The sequence below is a fragment of the Klebsiella sp. RCJ4 genome, assembly GCF_009025755.1.
Classification (GTDB): Bacteria; Pseudomonadota; Gammaproteobacteria; order Enterobacterales; family Enterobacteriaceae; genus Klebsiella; species Klebsiella michiganensis.
Map to the genome: position 1 here is coordinate 317,840 of NZ_WCIN01000040.1, position 26,041 is coordinate 343,880.

The following is a 26,041-nucleotide window of genomic DNA, read 5'->3' on the forward strand; positions in this document are numbered from 1 at the left end:
TCCATTCCTCCGTGTTAATAATTTGTTGAAAGCACTACACTGAAGGCAGGAGGAACCATGACCCTGTCTTTTACTACCCACTGGCGTGATGAACTGCCGGATTTTTACACCGCTTTAACCCCTACGCCGCTGGAGAATGCGCGGCTTGTCTGGCACAACGCTCCGCTGGCGCGAACGCTGGGCGTTGACGCGTCGTTATTCAGCCCGCAGAAGGGCGCTGGCGTATGGGGCGGCGAAACGCTGCTGCCGGGAATGTCGTCGCTGGCGCAGGTTTACAGCGGCCACCAGTTCGGCGCCTGGGCCGGGCAGCTCGGCGACGGGCGCGGTATTCTGCTCGGCGAACAGCAGCTCGCTGATGGTCGTCGCTTTGACTGGCACCTTAAAGGCGCCGGGCTCACTCCCTATTCGCGAATGGGCGACGGGCGGGCGGTGCTGCGCTCGACGATCCGCGAGGCGCTGGCCTCGGAAGCGATGCATGCGTTGGGCATTCCCACCACCCGCGCGCTGGCGATAGTGGCCAGCGATACGCCGGTATACCGCGAAACCGTCGAGCGCGGGGCAATGCTGATGCGGCTGGCGGAAAGCCACGTTCGTTTCGGCCATTTTGAGCATTTTTACTACCGTCGCGAGCCTCTGAAAGTGCAGCAGCTGGCGGATTACGTGATTCGTCACCACTGGCCGCATCTGCAAAATGAAGCGGATAAGTACCTTCTGTGGTTCAGTGACGTTGTCACCCGAACCGCGGAGATGATTGCCTGCTGGCAAACGGTGGGCTTTGCCCACGGGGTGATGAATACCGACAATATGTCGATTCTCGGCCTGACGATGGACTACGGTCCGTACGGTTTCCTTGATGATTTCCAGCCTGGCTTTATCTGTAACCACTCCGATTATCAGGGGCGCTACAGCTTTGATAATCAGCCGGCGGTAGGGCTATGGAACCTGCAACGGCTGGCGCAGACGCTCTCGCCGTTTATCAGCGCTGAGGCGCTGAACGACGCGCTGGATAGTTACCAGCATGCCCTGCTGACGGCGTATGGCCGCCGCATGCGCGACAAGCTCGGATTGTTTACCCAGCAAAAAGGGGATAACGAGCTGCTGGACGGCCTGTTTGCGCTGATGGAACGCGAGGGCAGCGACTATACGCGGACCTTCCGGATGCTCAGCGCCAGCGAGCAGGAGAGCGCCGCCTCGCCGCTACGCGATGAGTTTATCGACCGCGAGACGTTCGATAGCTGGTTTACCGCTTACCGCGCGCGCCTGCGCGATGAACAGGTTGACGATGCGCAAAGGCAGGCGCGGATGCGCAGCGTCAACCCGGCGATCGTGCTGCGTAACTGGCTGGCTCAGCGGGCCATTGAACAGGCGGAGCAGGGGGATATGAGCGAACTGGAGCGCCTGCATAGCGCACTCTCTCACCCCTTTGCCGATCGGACGGATGAGTATATTCAGCGTCCACCGGACTGGGGAAGGCGTCTTGAAGTAAGCTGTTCCAGCTAACGTTCGTTATCCCTGCCTTTATCGGCGGGGATAATTATTTGGTCAGGATCAGCTTACCCGAATGGGTCTGACGCAGCAGGTAGCGCTGACCGCGATGTTCAATCACCACCCGTCCCTCGCTGCCTAATAATGTCCGGCTGCTTATCTCTTTGTCCGTCGGAACCGGATACGGGGCATTGTCTGTTGTTTTTTCTGCTGTGGCAGTGTTATCCATACGCGTCATAGCACTAAAAATAAAAATCAAGGCAACAATGATAATCATTATCAATAATGTTGTTTTTCACGCAAGCTTTATTTAGCGGAATACCAGATTTAGCAGGTGTCGGGCCGGTCGATGGCGGAAAATCGCTCCCCACCGCGCGTACGGTGGGGAGGGGAACTACAGGCGGGTGGCGGTGGCGGCGGCTAATTCATCCAGCAGCCGTTCGCTATCGTCCCAGCTCAGGCAGGGATCGGTAATCGATTGTCCCCAGGCCAGCGGCTGGCCCGCGACGACCTTCTGCGTGCCTTCCTGAAGGAAACTCTCGGCCATGATCCCGGCGATGGCGGTCGAGCCGGCGCGGATCTGCTGGCAGATGTCGGCGCAAACGTCCAGCTGACGGCGGTGCTGTTTCTGGCAATTGCCGTGGCTAAAATCCACCACCAGCTGTTCCGGCAGGTCGAACTCCGCCAGCGCTTCCCCGGCGGCGGCGATATCGGCGGCGTGGTAATTCGGCTTTTTACCGCCGCGCATAATGATATGGCCGTACGGATTGCCGCTGGTCTGGTAGATGGTCATCTGTCCCTGCTTATCCGGCGACAGGAACATATGGCTGGCGCGGGAAGCGCGGATCGCATCAACGGCGATACGGGTATTGCCATCGGTACCGTTCTTAAAGCCTACCGGGCACGAGAGTGCCGAGGCCATTTCGCGGTGGATCTGGCTCTCGGTCGTACGCGCGCCGATAGCGCCCCAGCTTATCAGGTCGGCAATAAACTGCCCGGTCACCATATCGAGAAACTCGGTGGCGGTCGGTACGCCCAGTTCATTGACCTGCAGCAGCAGGCTACGCGCCAGCTCAAGGCCGTGATTCACCCGATAGCTGCCGTTCAGGTCGGGGTCGGAGATCAGCCCCTTCCAGCCAACCACCGTGCGCGGCTTCTCAAAATAGGTACGCATCACGATTTCCAACTGCGGCTGGTAACGTTCGCGCATACCCTGCAGGCGGCGCGCATACTCCATCGCCGCATCAATATCGTGAATGGAACAGGGACCGATCACCACCAGCAGGCGGCGATCTTCACCGTTGAGGATTTTCTCGATTCGGCGGCGTGAGGCGGAAACGTGTGCGGCAACGTCGGCAGACACTGGATGCCGCTGAGCCAGTTCCGCAGGCGTTACCAGGCTTTCAATGCGCGCGGTACGCAATTCGTCTGTTTTATTCATTGGGGTCTCAAAATCTGTTTCTTCCGCGGCGAAAATGCCGGGAAGTGATGCGCATCACGATAAACCAATCCCCGCTTATTGCAAGAGCAGGGCATGATCCTGTATAGGGCTCAGGTGATAGCATAAACAAATTTTTAATAATGTACTAGTGTGTTAGTACATTCTGCGGCTTAACCCCATAATATCCATGATTTTGGTGGCGATCTCTTCCACGGAATAGTTGGTGCTGTTCAGGCAAGGTATCTTGTTTTTGCGGTAAAGCGCCTCGACTTCGGTCACTTCCATCCGGCACTGGCGCATGGAAGCATAGCGGCTGTTTTCCCGCCGCTCTTCGCGGATGGCCGCCAGGCGCTCCGGATTGATCGTTAAGCCGAAGAGTTTGTGCTGTAGCGGCTTAAGCGAAGCCGGAAGAATCAGATTATCCATATCATCGGCGATAAACGGGTAGTTGGCGGCGCGGATACCGTACTGCATCGCCAGATACAGGCTGGTGGGGGTTTTCCCGCAGCGCGAAACGCCGAGGAGGATCACCTGGGCCTGATCGAGATTACGCAGAGAAATTCCGTCATCGTGGGCAAGGGTGTAGTCGATAGCGGCGATACGCGCGTCGTATTTGTTCAGGTTACCGGGCGTCAGGCCGTGGGTGCGGTGAGCGATTGGCGTCGGATCGAGGCGCAGCTCCTGCTGCAGGGGGGCCACCAGCGCCTGGACGATATCCTGACAAAAGCCTTCGCTTTGTAGGATGATGTCGCGAATTTCCGGCAGCACGATGGAGTAGAACACCAGCGGTCGAATGCCGGTCTGCTGGAAAATCGCGTCAATTTGCTCCTTCACGGCGCGCGCGCGGCTAATATTTTCGACAAACGGCAGGGTTACGCTGCTGGTGGCGACCGGGAATTGCGACATGACCGCATGACCCAGAACTTCCGCTGTAATAGCGGTACCGTCGGAAATATAAAATACGTGGCGATCTACAGCACTTTCCATTTTGACCATCCGGTATAATGAGTTTAATTGTCTGAAAGCTGATATTAAATTTAAGCATAACGCTCCAGGCTTTGTCTCATATTTAAAAAATGAAACGCTATTTTTATTTTTAATGAAAAGGTGAGTTCATTTTTCGCAACTGCGTATCTTTTGTATCAAATTTCATCAGATTTCTGAAGAATCATTAGCTTAGCTATATCTGGCAAAGAATCCTAAAAACGAAAAAATAATTTGCTTGAACGATTCACCGTTTCTTTCAGCTGGATAAATATGTCAGGATAAATCTCGTAGTCGATCGTGAATTATTTATCACTGGTATTAAATCACAAAAGGATTGTCTCGATGTCCAACAATGGCTCGTCACCGCTGGTGCTTTGGTATAACCAACTCGGCATGAATGATGTAGACAGGGTTGGGGGCAAAAATGCCTCCCTTGGTGAAATGATTACAAATCTGTCGGGTATGGGCGTGTCCGTACCGAACGGGTTTGCCACCACCGCTGATGCCTTTAATCAGTTTTTGGACCAAAGCGGTGTTAACCAGCGCATTTATGAACTGCTGGATGAAACCGACATTGACGACGTTTCCGCATTAGCGAAAGCGGGCGCACAGATCCGTCAGTGGATCATTGATACGCCGTTCCAGAGCGAACTGGAAAATGCGATTCGCGATGCCTATACCCAGCTGTCCGCCGATGACGCTGAGGCCTCCTTTGCCGTGCGCTCCTCCGCGACGGCGGAAGATATGCCGGACGCCTCCTTCGCCGGTCAGCAGGAGACATTCCTTAACGTGCAGGGCTTTGACGCCGTGCTCGTCGCGGTGAAGCACGTGTTTGCTTCGCTGTTTAACGATCGCGCCATTTCCTACCGCGTGCATCAAGGGTACGATCACCGCGGGGTGGCGCTCTCCGCCGGGGTGCAGAGGATGGTGCGCTCCGATCTGGCCTCGTCCGGCGTGATGTTCTCCATCGATACCGAATCCGGTTTTGATCAGGTGGTGTTTATCACCTCCGCCTGGGGGCTCGGCGAGATGGTGGTGCAGGGGGCGGTGAACCCCGATGAGTTCTACGTCCATAAACCCACGCTGGAAGCGGGCCGGCCGGCAATCGTACGCCGCACCATGGGGTCGAAAAAGATCCGCATGGTTTACGCCCCTACCCAGGAGCACGGCAAGCAGGTGCGTATCGAAGACGTGCCGCAGGCGCAGCGCGACGTCTTCTCGTTAACCGACGCGGAAGTGCAGGAGCTGGCGCAGCAAGCGGTTCAAATCGAGAAGCACTACAACCGTCCGATGGATATCGAATGGGCGAAAGACGGCCATACCGGTAAGCTGTTTATCGTGCAGGCGCGTCCGGAGACCGTCCGTTCCCGCGGCCAGGTGATGGAGCGCTATACCCTCCATGCGCAAGGACAGATTATTTCGGAAGGGCGTGCGATCGGCCATCGTATCGGCGCGGGTCCGGTGAAAGTCATTCACGATATCAGCGAAATGAACCGCATCGAGCCCGGCGACGTGCTGGTGACCGACATGACCGACCCGGACTGGGAGCCGATCATGAAAAAGGCGGCGGCGATCGTCACCAACCGCGGCGGGCGTACCTGTCATGCGGCGATTATCGCGCGTGAGCTGGGGATCCCGGCGGTAGTGGGCTGCGGTAACGCCACCGATCGCATCCAGGAAAACCAGAATGTGACCGTCTCCTGTGCCGAGGGCGATACCGGCTACGTGTATGCCGAAATCCTCGACTTCAGCGTCAAGAGCTCCACCGTTGGCGATATGCCGGATCTGCCGCTGAAGATCATGATGAACGTCGGTAACCCGGACCGCGCCTTCGACTTTGCCTGCCTGCCGAACGAAGGCGTGGGCCTGGCGCGTCTGGAGTTCATTATCAACCGTATGATTGGCGTCCACCCGCGCGCGCTGCTGGAGTTCGACGATCAGGAGCCGGGGCTGCAGAATGAAATCCGCGAGCTGATGAAAGGCTACGACTCGCCGAAAGAGTTCTACGTCGGTCGCCTGACCGAAGGGATCTCCACCCTTGGCGCGGCATTTTTCCCGAAACGGGTGATTGTGCGTCTTTCTGACTTTAAGTCTAACGAATACGCCAACCTGGTCGGCGGCGAACGTTATGAGCCGGAAGAAGAGAACCCGATGCTGGGCTTCCGCGGGGCCGGCCGCTATGTGTCAGAAAGCTTCCGCGACTGCTTCGCGCTGGAGTGTGAAGCGGTTAAGCGGGTGCGTAACGACATGGGCCTGACCAACGTCGAAATCATGGTGCCGTTTGTCCGGACCGTCGCGCAGGCAAAAGCGGTGGTTGAAGAGCTGGAACGCCAGGGCCTCAAGCGCGGCGAAAACGGCCTGAAGCTGATTATGATGTGTGAAATCCCATCGAATGCGCTGCTGGCTGAACAGTTCCTCGAATACTTCGACGGCTTCTCTATTGGTTCTAACGACATGACGCAGCTGGCGCTGGGGCTGGATCGCGACTCCGGCGTGGTCTCCGAGCTGTTCGATGAGCGTAACGACGCGGTGAAAGCGCTGCTGTCGATGGCCATCCGCGCGGCGAAGAAGCAGGGCAAGTACGTCGGTATCTGCGGACAGGGTCCGTCTGACCACGAAGATTTTGCCGCCTGGCTGATGGAAGAGGGGATCGATAGCCTTTCCCTGAACCCGGACACGGTCGTGCAAACCTGGCTCGGCCTGGCGGAGCTGAATAAGTAAGTTCTTGCTAAAACAGGCAACTGGATACTCCCCGTCAGCTCAGCAGTGGCGGGGATTTTTTGTTTTTGGGGAACAGAAAACGGACAAAAAAAAGCCCATCGTGGGAGATGGGCAAAGACTACACACAGCAATTCGTTGTTTCACTCAGGGGATTTCCATGCTTATAAATCAATGCGTTGATTTATAACCGTGAGCTAATACTAGGCACTGAGGCTTTTTGCGTCGATCGGATTCCTCTCAATAGTTAAATTAAGGTAAAGAATCTGCGAAGCAAATGCGGTTAGCAGGCCGCGGGTCGTGGAATGGCGTGAAAGATAGATTAGGATTTCTTAAGCTTTAAGGCTGCCGAGCCCGACAGCGATAGGGGCAGAGGGGCAAAAGGCGGGTTTCCCCGCCTTTTCACTTACTTATCCTGGGTGGCTCGGGTATTGAGTTCGCTCAGCTCCTCAAGCACCAGGTCGGGGTCCTTCGGCGGAGGCGGCGCTTCGTTAACCCACGCATCGTACAGTCGCCAGGAGACCGCCAGCAGCACCGGACCGATAAACAGCCCAATCATGCCGAACGCCACCAGGCCGCCGATAACGCCGGAAAGGATCAGAATCATCGGCAGGTCGGCGCCCATACGAATCAACAGCGGACGGATAAAGTTATCCATGGTGCCGACAACGCAGCTCCAGACCAGCAGTACGGTGCCCCATGTGGTATCACCGCTCCAGTACAGCCAGATAATTGACGGTACCAGAACCAGCAAAGGCCCCAGCTGCACAAGGCAGGTAAAGATCATCACCACGGTGAGCAGCGCGGCGTAAGGCACGCCGCTGACCGCAAGGCCAATACCGCCAAGCACCGCCTGGGCCAGGGCGGTGACGACCACCCCCAGCGCCACGGCGCGAATCGCCTGGCCGGCGAGGATCACCGCCGCATCGCCGCGTTTGGCCGCCAGACGGGTGGCAAAGTGGCGGAACCCATACGCAACCTTTTCGCCACGCCAGTACAGCAGGGCGCTAAACAGCAGCATGAGTCCGCAGTAGACCAGCAGCTTGCCGATGTGCGCCGCCTGGCCAACAAACCATGTGGTGGTGGTGCCGAGATAGGGGCGAATTTTGACCATAATCGCCGTTCCCCCCATCTCCAGTAAATTGTGCCAGCCGGTATACAGCTTATCGCCAATCAGCGGAACGCTATTTAGCCACGCCAGATCCGGCGGCGTAAAGTTACCGCTGGTAATCACTTTTATTAATGGCGTGCTGTTATCCACCAGGCTGTTGACCAGCAGCGCAATAGGGATAACGAACAGTAAAAAGAGCAGCAGCGTCATCACCAGCACCGCCAGCGCGCGCTTGCCGAACAGCAGGCGCTGCAGGCGCAAAAGCACCGGCCAGGTGGCGATAACCACGGTACCGGCCCAGGCAAATGACAGGATAAATGGCTGAACGACCCACAGGCAGGAAATAATAATCAGGGACAAAAACAGCACCGACAGCAGAACTTGCGGTATGTCCCGGGGCTGATTGGGGTTAATCATGATAAAGTTTTACCTTTGCAGTCGCGTCACAAGGCTGACGCAGCGTAATTCCATGTACTGATAATAATATCAATATCTTCGCGCGCCTGATTTTGCCCTTAATTCTGGCGGGCGCATATGAAAAAAATGTGATAAAAAGTTGTGTGCACTACGCAAACGTTTAATCACTTACAACACAACATAGTCAGGCAGGGTCGAGCGTCATGATCCCACAGATTTCTCAAGCGCCAGGTGTCGTTCAGCTGGTGCTGAATTTTTTGCAGGTACTGGAGCAACAAGGTTTTACCGGCGATACCGCCACCAGCTACGCCGACAGGCTAACGATGGCGACTGATAACAGTGTATATCAACTGTTGCCGGATGCGATTTTATTCCCCCGCTCCACGGCAGACGTCGCTCTGCTGGCAAGACTGGCGGCGGAAGAACGTTTTAAATCACTGATCTTTACCCCGCGCGGGGGCGGTACCGGCACCAACGGGCAGGCGCTCAACGCCGGGATCATCGTCGATATGTCCCGCTATATGAACCGCATTATTGAAATCAACCCCGAAGAAGGGTGGGTGCGGGTGGAAGCCGGGGTCATTAAAGATCAGCTCAATCAGTTCCTTAAACCGTACGGCTACTTTTTTGCGCCGGAACTGTCGACCAGCAACCGCGCCACGCTTGGCGGGATGATCAACACCGATGCTTCCGGGCAGGGCTCGCTGGTCTATGGGAAAACCTCCGATCACGTGCTCGGCGTGCGCTCGGTGCTGATCGGCGGCGACATTCTGGATACGCAGCCGATTCCGGCGGCGCTGGCGGAAACGCTGGGCGCAGAACAGTCGGCGATCGGGCGTATTTACCGCACGGTCTATCAGCGCTGCAAAGCGCAGCGGCAGCTGGTTATCGATAAATTCCCCAAACTTAACCGCTTCCTGACGGGCTACGATTTACGCCACGTCTTTAATGACGAGATGAGCGAATTCGATCTGACCCGCATCCTGACCGGTTCAGAAGGGACGCTGGCGTTTATTACCGAAGCGCGGCTGGATATTACCCGCTTACCGAAAGTACGCCGCCTGGTTAACGTTAAATACGATTCCTTTAACTCCGCGCTGCGTAACGCGCCGTTTATGGTGGAGGCCAGGGCGCTTTCGGTCGAAACCGTTGACTCAAAAGTGCTTAATCTGGCGCGGGAAGATATTGTCTGGCATTCGGTAAGCGAGCTCATTACCGACGTTGCGGATAAAGAGATGCTGGGGCTGAATATCGTTGAGTTCGCCGGTGATGACGCCGAACTGATCGACGGCCAGGTGACAACCCTGTGCCAGCGCCTGGATGAGCTGATGGCGCGCGGCGAAGCGGGCGTTATCGGCTGGCAGGTTTGCCACGATCTGGACGGCGTTGAGCGCATCTACGCGATGCGGAAAAAAGCCGTCGGCCTGCTGGGGAATGCCAAAGGAGCCGCTAAACCGATACCCTTCGCCGAAGATACCTGCGTGCCGCCGGAGCATCTGGCCGACTATATTGTGGAATTTCGCGCGCTGCTTGACGGTCATGGCCTGAGCTACGGCATGTTTGGCCATGTGGATGCCGGCGTGCTGCACGTGCGTCCGGCGCTGGATATGTGCGATCCGCAGCAAGAGATGCTGATGAAGCGCATCTCCGATGACGTCGTAGCCTTAACCGCTAAGTATGGCGGCCTTCTGTGGGGGGAACACGGGAAAGGCTTCCGCGCCGAATATAGCCCGGCGTTCTTTGGGGCAGAACTGTTTGGCGAGCTGCGCAAGATTAAAGCCGCGTTTGACCTGGATAACCGTCTGAACCCCGGTAAAATATGCCCGCCGGAAGGCGTGGATGCGCCGATGATGAAGGTGGATGCGGTTAAGCGCGGGACCTTCGATCGGCAGATCCCCATTGCCGTGCGCAGCTCGTGGCGCGGCGCGATGGAGTGTAATGGCAACGGTCTGTGCTTCAACTTTGATGCCAAAAGCCCGATGTGTCCGTCGATGAAGGTCAGCAACCACCGTATTCACTCGCCGAAGGGGCGGGCCACGCTGGTGCGAGAATGGCTGCGCCTGCTGGCGGATCGCGGCATCGACCCCAATCAGCTGGAAAAAGATCTGCCGGAAAAACGCGCCAGCCTGCGTACCCTGGTGGAGCGCACCCGCAATAGCTGGCACGCGCGTAAGGGAGAGTACGATTTCTCGCATGAGGTCAAGGAGGCGATGTCCGGCTGTCTGGCCTGTAAAGCCTGCTCGACCCAGTGTCCGATTAAGATCGACGTTCCGGAGTTCCGGTCGCGTTTCCTCCAGCTTTACCACAGCCGCTACCTGCGGCCGGTCCGCGATCATCTGGTGGCGGCGGTTGAATCCTACGCGCCGCTGATGGCGCATGCGCCGAAGACGTTCAACTTCTTTATTAATCAGCCGTGGATGCGCAAGCTGTCGGAAAAGCATATCGGTATGGTCGATCTCCCGCTGCTCTCCGTCCCGTCGCTGAAGCAGCAGATGGTCGGCCATCGTTCGGCGAATACCACGCTGGAGCAGCTGGAAGCGCTGAGCGCAGAGCAGAAAGCTAAAAGGGTGCTGGTGGTTCAGGATCCGTTTACCAGCTATTACGATGCGCAGGTGGTTGCCGATTTTGTTCAACTGGTCGAAAAGCTAGGCTACCAGCCGGTGCTGCTGCCGTTTTCGCCAAACGGTAAAGCCCAGCATATTAAGGGCTTCCTGACGCGATTCGCGCGCACCGCGCAGAAAACCGCCGATTTCCTGAACCGGGTGGCCCAGCTCGGCATGCCGATGGTGGGGGTCGATCCGGCGCTGGTGCTCTGCTATCGCGATGAATACAACCAGGTGCTCGGCGACAAGCGCGGCGATTTCCGCGTGATGCTGGTGCATGAGTGGCTGCCGCAGGCGCTGTCGGCAACCGCTGCGCAGGAGCAGGGCGGCGAGTCGTGGTATCTGTTTGGCCACTGTACCGAGGTCACGGCGCTTCCCGCTTCCACCAAACAGTGGGCGGATATCTTCGCGCGTTTTGGCGCGAAGCTGGAAAACGTTAACGTGGGCTGCTGCGGCATGGCCGGTACCTACGGCCATGAAGTGAAGAATCACGCCAACTCGCTGGCTATCTACGCGCTCTCCTGGCAGCAGGCGATGCAGCGCCTGCCGCGTAATCGCTGCCTGGTCACCGGCTACTCCTGTCGTAGCCAGGTGAAGCGTATTGAAGGCAGCGGCGTACGCCATCCGCTGCAGGCGCTACTGGAGATTATGGGATGATTTGGAAACGTCAGAGCACCCTGGAACAGCTGAACGCCATGGGCGACGGGAATATGGTCGGCCTGCTGGATATTCGCTTCGAGGCCCTTACCGATGACGCCATCGAGGCCACCATGCCGGTAGATAGCCGCACCCATCAGCCGTTTGGGCTGCTGCACGGCGGCGCGTCGGTGGTATTAGCGGAAACCTTAGGCTCGGTGGCCGGCTATCTGTGTAGCGAAGGCGAGCAGAAGGTGGTGGGGCTGGAGGTCAATGCTAACCATATCCGTTCGGTGCGCAGCGGTAGGGTTCGCGGCGTGTGCCGCGCGCTGCACGTCGGCTCCCGTCACCAGGTGTGGCAAATCGACATCTTTGATGAACAGGGGCGCCTTTGCTGTTCGTCGCGGCTGACGACCGCAGTCATCTAAGTTAGCAAGGAGGGAAATGTCCCTCCTTGCTGCTTTTGTATTCCGCTTTCAGTTTCACTTTTAATAAGAAAAATCCTGGCTTATCGCTGCCTCTCCCGAGGTTTTAATTATCCGCGACGCGATACTTCCGCTTGCTGATTATTTGTCCGGTACGCGTTCAGGGCGTAGACCATTATCCCCGCGCTGACAAGTTATATATGCTAAATATAATTTTATGAAACATCATTAATATTTATGCTAATCTTTCTATACCAGATATTTACAAGGTAACAAGAGGACGGAGCTAGCTATGGGTATCATTTCATGGATCATTTTTGGGCTTATTGCCGGTATTTTAGCCAAGTGGATTATGCCGGGGAAAGACGGCGGCGGATTTATCGTTACCGTAATTCTGGGTGTCATCGGTGCAGTTGTCGGGGGTTGGATTAGTACTTTCTTCGGCTTTGGCCGTGTAGACGGTTTTAATTTCGGCAGCTTTGTCGTGGCGGTGATCGGTGCGCTGGTTGTCCTGTTTATCTACAGGAAGATCAGGAGCTAATTCGCTCTTCGCACCAGCAATGCCATAAAGTGAAGAGGCTGCCACCATCGTTGGCAGCCTTTTTAATATTCGCGCCATGCCCGACAGGGCAATATTGCCTCTCTCAACGCTTATCCCGGAATACGCTGGCAGGTCAGGCCGCGCGGGGGAACGGTACGATTTCGATTTGGATCGGGTTCGTAGCGAATAGACTGGCCTGTCCGGCGACGGCGAGGCGTACTGATTTTACGGGGGGAAGAGGTTAATCGAGCAACACGCTAATAATTAACAACACGACCATACACATCGACATGACATCTGTTTCTATATCCATAATTCAGTACTACACAGGTTCCCGAACGGTCGCCAGGGCGACATTGCGTAAAAGATGAAGGAAATTTAGCAGCGCATTCTACATGAGCCAGTCAGCAGTGAATAAATCTTTATTTCTGTGAAATGACAATACTTATAATGAAAACGAATAGAATTTGTTGCATGAATGCATTTCGGCGCGCAGGCCGGATCGCGAGAGGGCCGAAAGCCCTATCCGCATAATCAGTACTTAGCAGGAAGTTTGTTGATTTTTATGAGTTTCCCCTCTTCCATTTCGATGAAACCACCGGTCTTCAGAGCCGCCAGAATGCGCATTACGCCGCTGCGGGAAAGCCGGGTTTTCTCTCTGATATATCTTTCAGCCGTCACGCTGTAGCGATAACCCTCCTCTTCCTCCATGAGCTTGATCAGCTGCTGGCGAATCATCTCGTACGCCGTTGGCGTGCCCTGGGGCATAACGTTATGATAGAGGCGGTTATAGACAAACATCAGCTGTTTAGAGAGCAGTCCCCATAGCGCCTTCTCTTTAATGATTTCCTCGACGCGACGGGTCGTGAGTACGCCAATCTGGCACGGCGTGACGGTTTTAAAATAGTCATCAAAGTAAATGTCCGTCAGGTTAGCGAGGCCGAAAAGGGCGGGACTGAGCGCCGTGGAAAGCATCATGTTGTCACTTCTTCGGTATATCGCTATCGTCCCCTCCAGAAGGAGGTAACACATCCCTTGACCGTTAACCTGAAGATCAAACTGCTCGCCGCGGCCCGTTCGGTACGTCGTGCAGTAGGGCTGCAAATGAGAAATAAATTCCTGTGCGTAAGGGGAGCCGCGGAAGGGTTGATTTGCAGATGACATAGTCAGAAAATCCTGAAGGAGATCGGATTTATTATAACCTCGCGCGTATCTCTTGCCACTCCGAAGATACATGAACAATCAATACTTTCGCGGCAGGTGGTGGATGTCAATCAGCACTCCGCGCTCCATGGTAATGTATTTACCCGTTCTTAGCTCCGCCAGGATGCGCATAACGCCGCTGCGGGAAAGATAGGTGCGACTTTTGATATAGGCCGCCGCGGTGATATTTTGCCGGATAGCTTCGGGCTCTTGCATTAATTCAACAAGTTGAAAACGGATGATATCATAGGCTGACATTTGCGATATCTGGGCGCAGTGCTCATAAACCCGCGATGCGGTATAGATCAGAAGCTTTGAAAAATGCTCCCATAAATTCTGTTGGGCCACCACGCGATTAAACGTTTCCAGCGAAACGGCCGCAATTTCTGACGTTTCCAGTACCCTGACGTAAAGACGTTCAGAGGAAAACTGGCTACATACGCCGAGAAGAAAAGGCGATGACTCTGAGTTTAAAACAATCCCGTCTCCGCGACGATGCAGAGCAACGCTGCCCTGGATAAGTAAAAAACACTGACGAATGTCATTATCGTAATAATGAACGATCTCCCCTTTCGATACTATACGTCTCTCGGCGTACGGCAGGATATTATCAATTAATTTCTCAATGTGCTTAAAGGGTTTTATCTCAAGTACTTCTGCTGGCTCGCTGCCGAGTTCAGGAATAATTCGCGTGTTCATAAGATACCTCACTAACTTATGCGATCGTTTTTTGATCGATGTTGGGAATTATCTTAAAAAACAGCATGTCAGGGAATATTGGCGTCTGGTCTAATAATAGACCCGGGGGGGTTATGGTTATAATTTATTGATTTTGTTAGTTTTGCTTCCCGGGTCCAAAAGTAGACCGGGGTCCGAGTGATTAAGTAATATCTTAATTTAAATGTTTTATTTTTGTTAATTCTGAGTCTACATTTAGACCGCGAAATAGATTGTGCGCTGAAAAAATGTTGTATAAATTTTGTCTCGTCGGCAGGGGTAATCCGGTTTTAATAAAATGAAGCAGTGGTGTGATATATACCATTGATTCCCGGCAATATATTAAAGTAATGGCAAAATGCGTTTATTAAATATTTTGCCAGAATGTACATAAAGTAAAACAGGATGTGTCGTTATGAAAAAGAAAATTGTTATTGCGATTCTTGCAGCAGGTTCTGCATTATCTATGACTCAGGCTTTCGCAGCAGCGGGTACCGTTAACTTTAATGGCAATATTTTGGATGCCGCCTGCGACATCGATGTCGCCTCTCAGAATCAGGTGGTTGTTTTAGGCGATTATTATAAAACTGAATTTCCGGTAGCCGGTTCGAGAACCGCCGCGACGAAATTCGATATTATTTTGAAGAACTGTCCGGTGACGGTTACCAATGCCAAAGTCCGCTTTGATGGCACGCCCGATCCAGACAATTCCAACCTGCTGGCCATTGACTCGTCGGTTGTCGGAGCCGCAACCGGTGTTGCCATTAATCTGATGACGGCGGATAAAGCCGACCTGCCTCTGCACGGCAGCAACGGTTATAGCTACATACTCAGCAGCACCGCCGATAATACGCTGAATTTCTATGCGCAGTATATGTCGACCGCTGCGACGGTAGTCGCCGGTCCAGCTAACTCGGTCGCGAACTTCTCAGTGGTTTACAACTAAGTTTCTGCAGTAATCAGTAGGGGGCCGGCCCGGCCCCTTTGTTTTAAGAGGTATAAAATGCGTTTTATCAGAACAATTAGCCTGGCGATAACAATGTTAACGCTGGTGCAGGCAAGCGCTACTGCCGGGGTGATTATCGGCGGCACGCGCATCATTTTCGATGGTGCAAAAAAAGAAGCGTCAATCAGCGTTAATAATCCTGATGCGACACCTTATTTAATTCAGTCATGGATAGATGATCAAGACGTTGGTTCTGGTAAAGCGCCTTTTATTATTACGCCGCCGATGTATCGCCTCGACAGCGGACAAAAAAATATTGAGCGAATTGTCGCGACAGGTTCACTGCCTCAGACCAAAGAAAGTTTATTCTGGATAAATATTAAAGCGATTCCCTCGGCATCAAAGCAGATGAACTCCCTGCAAATTGCCGTAAAAACGCGCATCAAGCTGATTTACCGTCCCGTTACGCTTCGCGCCTCAACGCCGGAGGAACAGGCGAATAAACTCACCTGGCAAAGAAGCGGCAATGAACTTCAGGTTAATAACCCAACGCCTTACGTCATTAATTTCAATGAAATTACCGTGGGCGGAAAAATGCTTGCCCAGGTGACCTACGTCATGCCGGGTTCGACCACCCGATTCCGCATGCCGGACGGGGCCTCCGGCAATGCCCTGACATTTAAAGTTATTAATGACTACGGCAGCCCCGGTCCGTCACATCAAGCCAGTTTGTAATCCCAGAGTAAATGGCAAGCCCAGCGTTAAATAGGTAATAGCGATGACAATAAAAAATAATAAGTTGCGACCTGCTCGTCTGGCTACGCTTATCGCCATAGCGTTAACCGGTTTCTCTCCGGAACTGTATGCCAGTGATTCGTTTAATACGGCCCTGGTAGAGTTAGATAATCCCGGCGTGGGCAAAGCGGATTTATCGGCTTTTGAATCGGGCTCTCAGGCGCCGGGAACATACCATGTGGATATTATTCTTGATGACCAGTTAATGGACACCCGGGATATTCCTTTTTCGATGGCAAAAAACGGGGGTGGTAATGAGGTATTACAGCCCTGTCTGAGCGTGGAACAATTAAAACAGTGGGGAGTGAAAACCGAACTTTTTCCCCAGCTGTCGGTAGAAAATAGTGATTGCGCCAATCTCCAGGCTATTCCGCAAGCCAGCGCTGATTTTCAGTTTGGCGCCCAGCGGCTGGTTATCAGTATTCCCCAGGCGGCGATCGACCTGCCGGCCAGGGGCTATGTACCGCCGGAAATGTGGGATGAGGGGATTACTGCGGCATTGCTCAATTACAGCCTGAGCGGAGCGAACACTCGGGCGAAAACGGGCCAGGGCGGCAGAAGCGACAGCCAGTATGCGAACCTGCGTCCGGGGATCAATATCGGACCCTGGCGTTTTCGCAACTATACCACCTGGTCACGGGAGTCCTCCGGCCAGGATAAATGGGATACCGTTTATACCTATGCGCAGCGGGCCATTATTCCTCTGAAAGCCCAGCTTACCGTTGGCGACAGCTCTGCGCCTGCCGACGTGTTCGACAGTATGCCGTTTCGCGGCGGCCAGTTGGCATCCGATGACGACATGCTGCCGGATTCTCTTAAGGGCTATGCGCCCGTAGTACGCGGCATTGCCCGAACCAATGCGCAGGTCGTGGTGCGCCAGAACGGCTACCAGATCTACCAAAGCTACGTTGCGCCGGGCGCCTTTGAAATCACGGATATGTATCCTACCGGTGGGGCAGGCGATCTCGACGTGACGATTAAAGAAGCCGATGGCAGCGAACAGCACTTCACGCTGCCCTACGCCTCGCTGCCTGTACTGCAGCGGGAAGCCCGGTTCAAATACGCCATCACCGGCGGGCAGTATCGTTCATATAACAGCAGCGTGGATAAAACCCCTTTCGGGCAGACAACGGCAATTTATGGCCTGCAGCATGGCTTTACCCTCTATGGCGGCCTGCAGGAGTCAAGCAAATATCAGTCGCTGGCATTCGGCGTGGGTAAAAATATGGGGGCGTTAGGCGCTATCTCCACGGATGTCACGCAGGCCTGGTCAACGCCGGATAAAACGGATAAATCGCGCGGCCAATCCTGGCGAGCGCGATACAGCAAAAACTTCATCGATACCGGGACCAACTTTTCCATTGCGGGATACCGCTATTCCACCAGCGGCTATTACGGGATGCAGGAAGTTCTGGATTCATATGGAGACAGCAGCGCGCTGCAGGACCGCAGGCGTAACCGCGCGGAGCTGACGATGAGCCAGACGCTGAGCCGCGAACTGGGATCGCTAACCCTCAGCGCGGCGAGGGAAGATTACTGGAACTCCGCCAGGTCGATGGCTTCCTGGAGCGTCGGATACAACAACTACTGGCGCAATATCAGCTACGGCCTGACCTGGACATACAGCAAAAATGGTAGCGCGACGTCAAACGACAGCGCGAGTAACAGCGCCCACGACCAGCTGCTGGCGTTTAACGTCAGCGTACCGTTGGATAAATTCCTCCCGCAAACGTGGGCCAGCTATGGCATGAACGCCAGCAAGAATGGTGGAACGACGCATAATATCGGCATGAACGGCGTCGCGCTGGAGAACAACTCGCTGAACTGGAACGTCCAGCAGGGTTACGGTACGGATGGCGTGGGTTACACCGGCAATATGAACGGTGACTATAAAGGGACGTACGGCGAAGTGACGGCGGGGTATAGCTACGACAAAAACAGCGAGCGTCTTAATTATGGTCTGCAGGGGGGCGTTATCGCCCACGCCGATGGCATCACGCTTTCCCAACCGCTCGGTGAAACCAATGCCCTGATAAAAGCCCCCGGCGCACACGGCGTGAATATTCGCAACCAACCCGGCGCGCGCACGGACTACCGGGGATATACGGTCGTCAGCAATATTTCCGTCTATCGAAAAAACGACCTGACGCTCGATCCGCAAAATATGCCTGAGGACGTAGAGCTGGAGATAAACACCGACACGGTTACCCCGACGCGAGGTGCGGTGGTGCGCGCCGATTATCTTTCCAAAGTGGGGCGCAGGGTCCTGATGACCTTAACCGACAATAACCGCTTCGTGCCGTTCGGGGCGGTGGTGACGCTTGCGGATGATAATAAGAGCAGCTTTATCGTTGGCGATCGCGGCCAGGTTTTTTTAAGCGGAATGCGCGAGCAGGGGGCAATCATCGTCACGTGGGGTCGCGAGTCCAGCCAACAGTGCCGTGCTGATTTCAGCCTGCCGAAACAATCAACCTACGCTGGAATAACAGAAGTTAGCGCCAGTTGTCACCAGGAACGTTAAACATGAGATTGATTTACTCTGTTATTTTGCTCGGCTTGATAGCCGGATGGAATAACGCGCGTGCCGGAACCTGCACCACCATTACCCCGCAGATCTCCACTCTGTCCGTGGGAACGATTACCGTACCGCGTGATGCGCCGGTCGGGACCGTTATTTTTTCTCAGAATGCGACGAAAACCACCTCCTATTTAACCGGTTGTACTAATCCGTTAATGCTTGGATTCAGCATGCGGTATCTTGGTGGGAATCCGAGCAGCTACGGTAATCATGTTTACACCACTAATGTCGATGGTATCGGTATTCGCTTCTCTTCCGGGAATTACTTTGAAAACCCAAGCAATACATTTTCCTATGAGGCGCAGGCCTCATACGTGGAGTGGTGGGGCGGCAGAATTGAGCTCGTGGTTACCGGCCAGGTGTCATCAGGCGCATTAACGCCGGGAACGATCGGGGTGGTGACGCTCCAGGGCAGCGACGGCGTCTACCGCGATGGCCTGACCACAACACTCACCGATGGGACAATCAACGCGCTGGCCTGCAGTATCACTACGCCTCAGTTGAACTTCATCATTGGCGATATTCCCGCTTCAACGTTCGGCTCGACGGTAGGCACCACGCCCGCTGGCGCGCAGAATACGCAAAATCTGGGGTTAAGCTGCAACGCCGGCACCAATATCACCGTTTCGCTGAGCGGCGTACAAAATCCCGACAGCGCCAATACCAGCGTAATGGCATTAACGGGGCAGGGCAGCGCCGGTACGGCAAAGGGCGTTGGCGTGCAGCTTTTATATAATGGCGCGCCGTTGGCCATCAATAGCCCGTTGTTATTAAAACGGTCATCGGGCGGGCAAGAAACGCTGCCGTTGACGGCCCGTTATTATCAGACCTTAACTTCCGTTGAATCCGGCTCGGCAAATGCGACCGCCACGCTTAATTTGACGTACCAGTAACGGGTGAAAAAATGAAAATACGCCATAAAAAATTGCTTATTCTGACGTTGCTGTGCTGGAACGTTTTTTCTGCCGATAGCGTGACGATGGGGGTGACGGGAAATATTGTCGCCTCGCCCTGTATATTCAATGGGGGAAACAGCAACCTCGATGTCAATCTGGGCGATATTCAGGCAACCAACATGGCCACGCCCGGGTCATCCTCCGACCCTGTGGCCTTTAATTTGCTGTTTACCAACTGTCCGGCGGGAACGCGCAGCGTAACGGCCTCCTTCACCGGCGCTCCCGATCCGCTTGCCGGTCCTGACTATTATCTGAATAGCGGTACGGCCACCAACGTGGCGGTAGCGATGAGTGAAGCGGGCAGCGGCGCGCTTAAGGGAACGGGTTCCAGCATCACCCACAATATCGCGGCTGACAGAACCGCAACCCTGGCTATGCAGGCCTCGGTAAAATCGGTGTCAGGCGGTGCGACGCCCGGAACTATTAGTGCTGTTGTGGTCATGACGCTGCAGTACAATTAAACGGGCATCCGTTTAGCGATACGCGGTAGCGCCTCCATCGCCGCCATGGCGCTGCCCTTTTAATTTCCGTGGTTAGCGCGGTCTTTTTGCCTCATGACCGGGAAAGATAACGTCCGCCATTTCTCCTTTTTACCCGCAGGACGCGGTTGTGACTCTTTTGCCCTTCACGGTGGGGTCTACGCAACGCAAATTCGCTATCTCAAAAATAGGTATTTCCGATGCATATTTTAACTTTCCTGCAATTTCTACCTTTCTGGCACTGAAATGCATTATTAATCAATGCATTGAACAATTTATTCCATCTCCGATATCTCTTCTGTCAGGGTCTATGCTTATAAAAAGCACTGAATGGGGAAATACCCCTTCTCTGCATGGGTTGAAGTGATAATCATTATCACTAACATAGCGATATGGCCCGATGGCGTCAACCTATGAGGTAGAGCGATGAATTCACATGCAGGAACTTTCAATCCCGAAGATTTTAGCTGGCGTGGGCTGGTCATGACCCCAGCCGCCGCCGCCCATATTCGCGATCTAGTCCGCAAACAGCCGGATATGCAGGGGCTGCGGCTTGGCGTTAAAACCAGCGGCTGCGCCGGTTTTGGCTACGTTCTCGAGCTAATTGCTGAACCGGCGAAAGACGATCTGTTATTTGAGCGCGATGGCGCGAAGCTGTGGGCGCCGCTGCAGGCGATGCCGTTTATCGATGGCACCGAGCTCGATTACGTTCGCGAAGGCTTAAATCAAATCTTCAAATTTCATAACCCTAAAGCCCAGCACGAATGCGGCTGCGGCGAAAGTTTTGGCGTTCAGGCGGAGTAACTATGTCTCGTAATACTGAAGCAACTGACGATGTCAAAACCTGGAGCGGCGGGCCACTCAACTATAAAGAGGGCTTTTTCACTCAGCTACGGACCGATGAGCTGGCGAAAGGCATAAATGAAGAGGTGGTCAGGGCGATTTCTGCGCGCCGCAATGAGCCAGAATGGATGCTGGAGTTTCGTCTGAACGCGTTTAAGGCCTGGCAGGCGATGGAAGAGCCGCACTGGCTGAAGGCGCACTACGACAAGCTGAACTATCAGGATTACAGCTATTATTCAGCGCCCTCCTGCGGCAACTGCGATGACGCCTGCGCCTCTGAGCCCGGCGCGCTGCAGCAAACGGGGTCCAGCGCGTTTCTGACCAGCGAAGTCGAAGAGGCGTTTAACCTTCTCGGCGTGCCGGTGCGGGAAGGACGGGAAGTGGCCGTCGACGCCATTTTTGACTCGGTTTCGGTGGCGACCACCTATCGCGAAAAGCTGGCGGAACAGGGGATTATTTTCTGTTCCTTCGGCGAAGCGATCCACGATCACCCGGAACTGGTGAAGAAATACCTCGGCACCGTGGTGCCGGGCAACGACAACTTCTTTGCCGCCCTCAACGCGGCGGTGGCGTCCGACGGCACCTTTATCTATGTGCCCAAAGGCGTACGCTGCCCGATGGAGCTGTCGACCTATTTCCGCATCAACGCGGAAAAAACCGGCCAGTTCGAACGCACCATTCTGGTCGCCGACGAAGGCAGCTACGTGAGCTATATCGAAGGCTGTTCGGCGCCGGTACGCGATAGCTACCAGCTGCACGCGGCGGTGGTCGAGGTGATTATTCATAAAGACGCCGAGGTGAAGTACTCCACGGTGCAAAACTGGTTCCCCGGCGACAACAATACCGGCGGGATCCTCAACTTCGTCACCAAGCGCGCCCTGTGCGAAGGCGAGAACAGCAAAATGTCGTGGACCCAGTCGGAAACCGGCTCGGCGATCACCTGGAAGTATCCGAGCTGCATTCTGCGCGGGGATAACTCCATCGGCGAGTTCTTCTCGGTGGCGCTGACCAGCGGCCATCAGCAGGCGGACACCGGCACCAAGATGATCCATATCGGCAAAAACACCCGTTCGACGATTATCTCGAAGGGCATTTCCGCCGGCCACAGCCAGAACAGCTATCGCGGTCTGGTCAAAATCATGCCGACGGCGACCAACGCGCGCAACTTCACCCAGTGTGACTCCATGCTGATTGGCCCGGACAGCGGGGCGCATACCTTCCCGTACGTGGAATGCCGCAACAACAGCGCGCAGCTGGAGCACGAAGCGACCACCTCCCGTATCGGCGAAGATCAGCTGTTCTACTGCCTGCAGCGCGGAATCAGCGAAGACGATGCGATTTCGATGATCGTCAACGGTTTCTGTAAAGACGTCTTCTCAGAGCTGCCGCTGGAGTTTGCCGTAGAAGCGCAAAAATTACTGGCAATTAGCCTTGAACACAGCGTCGGCTGATAACAAAGGAAATAAGATGTTAAGTATAAAAAATTTGCAGGTCGCCGTTGAAGACAAAGCGATCCTGCGCGGGCTGGATCTGGAGGTTCGCCCCGGCGAAGTGCACGCCATTATGGGCCCGAACGGCTCCGGGAAAAGTACGCTCTCCGCTACGCTGGCCGGGCGTGAAGACTATGAAGTGACCGGCGGCAGCGTGGCGTTTAAAGGCAAAGATTTACTGGAACTCTCCCCTGAAGATCGCGCCGGTGAAGGCATCTTCATGGCCTTCCAGTATCCGGTGGAAATTCCCGGCGTCAGCAATCAGTTTTTCCTGCAAACCGCGCTCAACGCCGTGCGCAGCTATCGTGGCCAGGAACAGCTTGACCGTTTTGACTTCCAGGACCTGATGGAAGACAAAATAAAGCTGCTGAAGATGCCGGAAGATCTGCTGACCCGCTCGGTTAACGTAGGCTTCTCCGGCGGCGAGAAAAAGCGCAACGATATCCTGCAGATGGCGGTGCTGGAACCGGAGCTGTGCATCCTGGACGAGTCCGATTCCGGGCTGGATATCGACGCGCTGAAGATTGTCTCTGACGGCGTCAACTCCCTGCGCGATGGCAAGCGCTCGTTTATTATCGTCACCCACTATCAGCGCATTCTCGATTATATCAAGCCGGATTACGTCCACGTGCTGTACCAGGGGCGAATCGTCAAATCCGGCGATTTTACTCTGGTCAAACAACTGGAGGAGCAGGGCTATGGCTGGCTTACCGAACAGCAGTAACGCGCTGCAGCAGTGGCACCATCTGTTTGAGTCCCAAAGCGGGCAGCGCAGCCCGCAGGCGCATCAGCACCTGCAACAGCTGCTGCGCCTGGGGTTGCCAACGCGTAAACACGAAAACTGGAAATATACCCCGCTGGACGCGCTACTGAATCAGACCTTTGTCGCCGCTCAGCCGCAGACGCTGACGGCGGCCCGGCGCGACGAACTGGCGCTACCGGTAGAGGCATGGCGGCTGGTGTTTGTCGACGGTCAGTTTAGCGCGAGCCTGAGCGACGATCTGGCCGCCAGCGGCTATGAAGTGCAGGTGGATAACGAGCGTCAGCAGCTGCCTGACGCCGTTCAGCCTGAAGTGTTTCTGCATTTGACCGAAAGCCTGGCGACCACCGTTACCCATATTCGGGTCAGGCGCAACCAGCGCCCGGATAAACCGCTGCTGATTATGCACCTGACGCGCGGGCTGGCGAGCGATGAAATGAACACCGCCCACTATCGCCACCATCTGGCGCTGGAGAGCGGCGCTCAGGCGACCATCATCGAACACTATCTGAGCCTTAACGATGAGCGCCACTTTACCGGCGCAAGGCTGACGATGACCGTGGCGGATAACGCCCACCTGCAGCATATCAAGCTGGCGTTTGAGAACGCGCAAAGCTACCATTTTGCCCATAACGACCTGGCGCTCGGGCGCGACGCCTCCGCTTTCAGCAGCAGTTTTCTGCTCGGTAGTTCGGTGCTGCGCCACCACACCAGCACGCAGCTGAAGGGGGAAAACAGCACCCTGCGGATTAACTCGCTGGCGATGCCGGTCAACGGCGAAGTCTGCGACAGTCGCACCTGGCTCGATCATCAGGTCGGGTACTGTAACAGCCGCCAGCTGCATAAAACCATCGTCAACGATAAAGGGCGGGCGGTGTTTAATGGCCTGATTAACGTCGCGCAGCATGCGATCAAAACCGACGGCCAGATGACCAACAACAACCTGCTGCTGGGCCGCTTATCCGAAGTGGATACCAAACCGCAGCTGGAGATTTACGCTGACGACGTGAAGTGCAGCCACGGCGCGACCATCGGGCGTATTGATGACGAACAGCTGTTTTATCTGCGCTCGCGCGGCATTACGCAGCAGGCGGCTCAGCAGATGATTCTTTACGCCTTTGCCGCCGAGCTCACGGAAGCGATCGACGATGAGGCGCTCAGGCAGCAGATACTGGCGCGTATAGGCCAGCGTTTGCCGGGAGGTAAGGCATGACATTTTCTGTGGAACGCGTGCGCGCGGATTTCCCGCTTCTCAATCGCGAGGTTAATGGCCAGCCGCTGGCCTACCTCGACAGCGCCGCCAGCGCGCAGAAGCCGGAAGCGGTGATTAACGCTGAGGCGGAATTTTACCGCCACGGCTATGCGGCGGTGCATCGCGGCATTCATACCCTCAGCGCGGAAGCCACGGCGAGCATGGAGCAGGTGCGCCAGCGGGCGGCGACATTCCTCAACGCCCGCTCGGCGGAGGAACTGGTGTTTGTTCGCGGCACCACGGAAGGCATTAACCTCGTGGCGAACAGCTGGGGAAACGCCAACGTCGGCGCGGGCGACAACATCATCGTCAGCGCGATGGAGCATCACGCCAATATCGTGCCGTGGCAGATGCTGTGCGCCAGAGTGGGGGCGCAGCTGCGGGTGATCCCGCTGAACCAGGACGGTACGCTGCAGCTGGATGCGATCCCCGGCCTGTTTGACGAGCGTACCCGCCTGCTGGCCATTACCCAGGTATCGAACGTGCTGGGAACCGAAAATCCCATCGCCGCTCTGACGGCGTTGGCCCATCAGCACGGCGCCAAAGTGCTGGTGGACGGCGCGCAGGCGGTGATGCACCATCCGGTGGACGTGCAGGCGCTGGAGTGCGACTTTTACGCCTTCTCCGCCCACAAGCTGTACGGTCCCACCGGCATCGGCGTGCTCTACGTCAAGCAGGACATTTTGCAGGAGATGGCGCCGTGGGAAGGGGGCGGGTCGATGATCGCCACGGTCAGCCTGACGGAAGGCACGACCTGGGCAAAAGCGCCGTGGCGCTTCGAGGCGGGAACGCCGAATACCGGCGGCATCATCGGGCTGGGCGCGGCGCTGGATTACGTCAGCGCGCTGGGGCTGACGCACATCGCGGAATATGAACAGACCCTGATGCGCTACGCGCTGCAGGCGCTGGAGAGCGTGGCGGATTTAACCCTTTACGGCCCGCCAGATCGCCTGGGGGCGATCGCCTTTAATCTCGGCAAACATCATGCTTATGATGTCGGCAGCTTCCTCGATAACTACGGTATTGCGGTGCGGACCGGGCACCACTGCGCCATGCCGCTGATGGCGTTCTACGGCGTGCCGGCCATGTGCCGGGCATCGCTGGCGATGTACAATACGACGGAGGAGGTGGACCGACTGGTGGCGGGGCTACAGCGGATCCACAAATTATTAAGCTAAAGGAAGCAACTATGGCGGCGTTACCGGACAGAGACAAACTGCTGCGCAACTTTAGCCGTTGTGCGAACTGGGAAGAGAAGTATCTCTATATTATTGAACTGGGTCAGCGCCTGGCGCCGCTGAGCCCGGAGGAACACACCGCGCAGAACATCATTCAGGGCTGCCAGAGCCAGGTGTGGATCGTGATGACGCAGGAGCAGAGCGGCGCGATTGCGCTTCGCGGCGACAGCGATGCGGCCATCGTCAAAGGCCTTATCGCGGTGGTGTTTATCCTCTATGACCAGATGACGGCCAAAGATATCACCGCGTTTGACGTGCGTCCGTGGTTTGAAAAAATGGCCCTGACGCAGCACCTTACCCCCTCGCGGTCGCAAGGACTGGAAGCCATGATCCGCGCAATTCGCGCGAAAGCAGCAAATCTTAGCTAGAATAAAACAGTAGATTTCATTCTGTTATGCACGACGGGAGGCTCGCCTCCCG

General features: G+C 55.4%; 22 protein-coding genes and 1 other RNA gene. 16 read left to right on the forward strand and 7 right to left on the reverse strand.

From position 1 onward, the window contains the following. The first annotated feature begins 57 nt into the window (after positions 1 to 57). A complete protein-coding gene (gene selO, locus F8562_RS18660; protein WP_094909329.1) occupies positions 58 to 1,500 on the forward strand; it encodes a protein adenylyltransferase SelO in 1,443 nt (480 codons plus the stop codon). Positions 1,501 to 1,534: 34 nt separating this feature from the next. On the opposite strand, the gene hemP is transcribed toward selO, so the two are convergent. The 3 genes from hemP to F8562_RS18675 form a co-directional block, all read right to left on the reverse strand. Next, the gene (hemP, locus tag F8562_RS18665) at positions 1,535 to 1,714 is read right to left on the reverse strand and encodes a hemin uptake protein HemP (RefSeq protein WP_160741222.1); all 180 of its coding nucleotides are present in this window, start codon (positions 1,712 to 1,714) and stop codon (positions 1,535 to 1,537) included. Between the two features lie 165 nt (positions 1,715 to 1,879). Then, positions 1,880 to 2,926 carry a 3-deoxy-7-phosphoheptulonate synthase AroH gene (gene aroH / locus F8562_RS18670; RefSeq protein ID WP_014229723.1) on the reverse strand — a complete coding sequence of 349 codons (1,047 nt, stop codon included), beginning with the start codon at positions 2,924 to 2,926 and terminating at the stop codon, positions 1,880 to 1,882. A 153-nt stretch (positions 2,927 to 3,079) separates the two neighbouring features. After that, entirely contained in the window at positions 3,080 to 3,913 is an 834-nt protein-coding gene (locus F8562_RS18675) for a pyruvate, water dikinase regulatory protein (protein WP_004851771.1), read from the reverse strand. A 342-nt stretch (positions 3,914 to 4,255) separates the two neighbouring features. Between F8562_RS18675 and ppsA the strand changes: the two genes are divergently transcribed. Then, complete coding sequence (gene ppsA, locus F8562_RS18680) at positions 4,256 to 6,634, forward strand: phosphoenolpyruvate synthase (protein WP_014229722.1); 2,379 nt, start codon at positions 4,256 to 4,258, stop codon at positions 6,632 to 6,634. Positions 6,635 to 6,717: 83 nt separating this feature from the next. Here ppsA and rprA read toward each other — a convergent pair. Both rprA and ydiK read right to left on the reverse strand, forming a co-directional pair. Beyond that, positions 6,718 to 6,825: antisense sRNA RprA (gene rprA, locus F8562_RS18685), an RNA gene on the reverse strand. Between the two features lie 212 nt (positions 6,826 to 7,037). Then, positions 7,038 to 8,159, reverse strand: coding sequence for an AI-2E family transporter YdiK (gene ydiK, locus F8562_RS18690; protein WP_014229721.1), 1,122 nt, complete (start codon positions 8,157 to 8,159; stop codon positions 7,038 to 7,040). A 203-nt stretch (positions 8,160 to 8,362) separates the two neighbouring features. On the opposite strand from ydiK, the gene F8562_RS18695 reads away from it, so the two are divergent. The 3 genes from F8562_RS18695 to F8562_RS18705 all read left to right on the forward strand — a co-directional run bounded on the left by F8562_RS18695 (position 8,363) and on the right by F8562_RS18705 (position 12,364). Further along, positions 8,363 to 11,419, forward strand: coding sequence for an FAD-binding and (Fe-S)-binding domain-containing protein (locus F8562_RS18695; RefSeq protein ID WP_151891933.1), 3,057 nt, complete (start codon positions 8,363 to 8,365; stop codon positions 11,417 to 11,419). After that, positions 11,416 to 11,826 carry a 1,4-dihydroxy-2-naphthoyl-CoA hydrolase gene (gene menI / locus F8562_RS18700; protein ID WP_014229719.1) on the forward strand — a complete coding sequence of 137 codons (411 nt, stop codon included), beginning with the start codon at positions 11,416 to 11,418 and terminating at the stop codon, positions 11,824 to 11,826. Before F8562_RS18695 ends, menI begins: the two co-directional genes overlap by 4 nt. A gap of 289 nt (positions 11,827 to 12,115) precedes the next feature. Continuing rightward, entirely contained in the window at positions 12,116 to 12,364 is a 249-nt protein-coding gene (locus F8562_RS18705; RefSeq protein WP_004102935.1) for a GlsB/YeaQ/YmgE family stress response membrane protein, read from the forward strand. A gap of 534 nt (positions 12,365 to 12,898) precedes the next feature. On the opposite strand, the gene F8562_RS18710 is transcribed toward F8562_RS18705, so the two are convergent. Together F8562_RS18710 and F8562_RS18715 are read right to left on the reverse strand one after the other, a co-directional pair. Then, the gene (locus tag F8562_RS18710) at positions 12,899 to 13,528 is read right to left on the reverse strand and encodes a helix-turn-helix domain-containing protein (RefSeq protein WP_032720589.1); all 630 of its coding nucleotides are present in this window, start codon (positions 13,526 to 13,528) and stop codon (positions 12,899 to 12,901) included. Between the two features lie 78 nt (positions 13,529 to 13,606). After that, on the reverse strand, positions 13,607 to 14,266 hold the full coding sequence (locus F8562_RS18715; RefSeq protein ID WP_014229717.1) for a winged helix-turn-helix transcriptional regulator: 660 nt from the start codon (positions 14,264 to 14,266) through the stop codon (positions 13,607 to 13,609). Positions 14,267 to 14,699: 433 nt separating this feature from the next. Between F8562_RS18715 and F8562_RS18720 the strand changes: the two genes are divergently transcribed. From F8562_RS18720 to sufE, 11 genes are all read left to right on the forward strand, one after another. Continuing rightward, a complete protein-coding gene (locus F8562_RS18720; RefSeq protein ID WP_014229716.1) occupies positions 14,700 to 15,230 on the forward strand; it encodes a fimbrial protein in 531 nt (176 codons plus the stop codon). A gap of 57 nt (positions 15,231 to 15,287) precedes the next feature. After that, positions 15,288 to 15,965: a molecular chaperone gene (locus F8562_RS18725; RefSeq protein ID WP_014229715.1), complete on the forward strand. Its 678-nt coding sequence runs from the start codon at positions 15,288 to 15,290 to the stop codon at positions 15,963 to 15,965. A gap of 43 nt (positions 15,966 to 16,008) precedes the next feature. Continuing rightward, positions 16,009 to 18,546: a fimbria/pilus outer membrane usher protein gene (locus F8562_RS18730; RefSeq protein WP_014229714.1), complete on the forward strand. Its 2,538-nt coding sequence runs from the start codon at positions 16,009 to 16,011 to the stop codon at positions 18,544 to 18,546. 2 nt (positions 18,547 to 18,548) lie between these two features. Then, positions 18,549 to 19,496 (forward strand): fimbrial protein, encoded by a 948-nt coding sequence (locus F8562_RS18735; RefSeq protein ID WP_014229713.1) that lies wholly within the window; start codon positions 18,549 to 18,551, stop codon positions 19,494 to 19,496. 11 nt (positions 19,497 to 19,507) lie between these two features. Then, positions 19,508 to 20,020 (forward strand): fimbrial protein, encoded by a 513-nt coding sequence (locus F8562_RS18740; RefSeq protein WP_014229712.1) that lies wholly within the window; start codon positions 19,508 to 19,510, stop codon positions 20,018 to 20,020. A 444-nt stretch (positions 20,021 to 20,464) separates the two neighbouring features. Beyond that, positions 20,465 to 20,842 (forward strand): Fe-S cluster assembly scaffold SufA, encoded by a 378-nt coding sequence (sufA, locus tag F8562_RS18750; RefSeq protein WP_004119171.1) that lies wholly within the window; start codon positions 20,465 to 20,467, stop codon positions 20,840 to 20,842. A 2-nt stretch (positions 20,843 to 20,844) separates the two neighbouring features. Further along, positions 20,845 to 22,332 (forward strand): Fe-S cluster assembly protein SufB, encoded by a 1,488-nt coding sequence (gene sufB, locus F8562_RS18755; protein ID WP_014229711.1) that lies wholly within the window; start codon positions 20,845 to 20,847, stop codon positions 22,330 to 22,332. Between the two features lie 16 nt (positions 22,333 to 22,348). Beyond that, positions 22,349 to 23,095, forward strand: a complete 747-nt coding sequence (gene sufC / locus F8562_RS18760) for a Fe-S cluster assembly ATPase SufC (RefSeq protein WP_004851743.1) — start codon at positions 22,349 to 22,351, stop codon at positions 23,093 to 23,095. Beyond that, positions 23,070 to 24,344: a Fe-S cluster assembly protein SufD gene (gene sufD / locus F8562_RS18765; RefSeq protein WP_014229710.1), complete on the forward strand. Its 1,275-nt coding sequence runs from the start codon at positions 23,070 to 23,072 to the stop codon at positions 24,342 to 24,344. The genes sufC and sufD overlap by 26 nt, the downstream gene beginning before the upstream one ends. Beyond that, positions 24,341 to 25,561, forward strand: coding sequence for a cysteine desulfurase SufS (sufS, locus tag F8562_RS18770; RefSeq protein WP_014229709.1), 1,221 nt, complete (start codon positions 24,341 to 24,343; stop codon positions 25,559 to 25,561). Before sufD ends, sufS begins: the two co-directional genes overlap by 4 nt. A gap of 11 nt (positions 25,562 to 25,572) precedes the next feature. Continuing rightward, positions 25,573 to 25,989, forward strand: coding sequence for a cysteine desulfuration protein SufE (gene sufE, locus F8562_RS18775; protein WP_004851737.1), 417 nt, complete (start codon positions 25,573 to 25,575; stop codon positions 25,987 to 25,989). The last annotated feature ends 52 nt before the right edge of the window (positions 25,990 to 26,041 follow it).

Bases quoted from the DNA above. Each gene is read 5' to 3' on its own strand.
- sufA (WP_004119171.1), top strand. From the start codon at position 20,465: ATGAATTCACATGCAGGAACTTTCAATCCCGAAGATTTTAGCTGGCGT.
- sufE (WP_004851737.1), top strand. From the start codon at position 25,573: ATGGCGGCGTTACCGGACAGAGACAAACTGCTGCGCAACTTTAGCCGT.
- ydiK (WP_014229721.1), bottom strand. From the start codon at position 8,159: ATGATTAACCCCAATCAGCCCCGGGACATACCGCAAGTTCTGCTGTCG.
- F8562_RS18705 (WP_004102935.1), top strand. From the start codon at position 12,116: ATGGGTATCATTTCATGGATCATTTTTGGGCTTATTGCCGGTATTTTA.
- sufS (WP_014229709.1), top strand. From the start codon at position 24,341: ATGACATTTTCTGTGGAACGCGTGCGCGCGGATTTCCCGCTTCTCAAT.
- F8562_RS18740 (WP_014229712.1), top strand. From the start codon at position 19,508: ATGAAAATACGCCATAAAAAATTGCTTATTCTGACGTTGCTGTGCTGG.
- sufC (WP_004851743.1), top strand. From the start codon at position 22,349: ATGTTAAGTATAAAAAATTTGCAGGTCGCCGTTGAAGACAAAGCGATC.
- sufB (WP_014229711.1), top strand. From the start codon at position 20,845: ATGTCTCGTAATACTGAAGCAACTGACGATGTCAAAACCTGGAGCGGC.
- F8562_RS18695 (WP_151891933.1), top strand. From the start codon at position 8,363: ATGATCCCACAGATTTCTCAAGCGCCAGGTGTCGTTCAGCTGGTGCTG.
- sufD (WP_014229710.1), top strand. From the start codon at position 23,070: ATGGCTGGCTTACCGAACAGCAGTAACGCGCTGCAGCAGTGGCACCAT.
- selO (WP_094909329.1), top strand. From the start codon at position 58: ATGACCCTGTCTTTTACTACCCACTGGCGTGATGAACTGCCGGATTTT.
- menI (WP_014229719.1), top strand. From the start codon at position 11,416: ATGATTTGGAAACGTCAGAGCACCCTGGAACAGCTGAACGCCATGGGC.
- F8562_RS18675 (WP_004851771.1), bottom strand. From the start codon at position 3,913: ATGGAAAGTGCTGTAGATCGCCACGTATTTTATATTTCCGACGGTACC.
- F8562_RS18735 (WP_014229713.1), top strand. From the start codon at position 18,549: ATGAGATTGATTTACTCTGTTATTTTGCTCGGCTTGATAGCCGGATGG.
- F8562_RS18715 (WP_014229717.1), bottom strand. From the start codon at position 14,266: ATGAACACGCGAATTATTCCTGAACTCGGCAGCGAGCCAGCAGAAGTA.
- hemP (WP_160741222.1), bottom strand. From the start codon at position 1,714: ATGGATAACACTGCCACAGCAGAAAAAACAACAGACAATGCCCCGTAT.
- F8562_RS18725 (WP_014229715.1), top strand. From the start codon at position 15,288: ATGCGTTTTATCAGAACAATTAGCCTGGCGATAACAATGTTAACGCTG.
- F8562_RS18730 (WP_014229714.1), top strand. From the start codon at position 16,009: ATGACAATAAAAAATAATAAGTTGCGACCTGCTCGTCTGGCTACGCTT.
- ppsA (WP_014229722.1), top strand. From the start codon at position 4,256: ATGTCCAACAATGGCTCGTCACCGCTGGTGCTTTGGTATAACCAACTC.
- F8562_RS18710 (WP_032720589.1), bottom strand. From the start codon at position 13,528: ATGTCATCTGCAAATCAACCCTTCCGCGGCTCCCCTTACGCACAGGAA.
- aroH (WP_014229723.1), bottom strand. From the start codon at position 2,926: ATGAATAAAACAGACGAATTGCGTACCGCGCGCATTGAAAGCCTGGTA.
- F8562_RS18720 (WP_014229716.1), top strand. From the start codon at position 14,700: ATGAAAAAGAAAATTGTTATTGCGATTCTTGCAGCAGGTTCTGCATTA.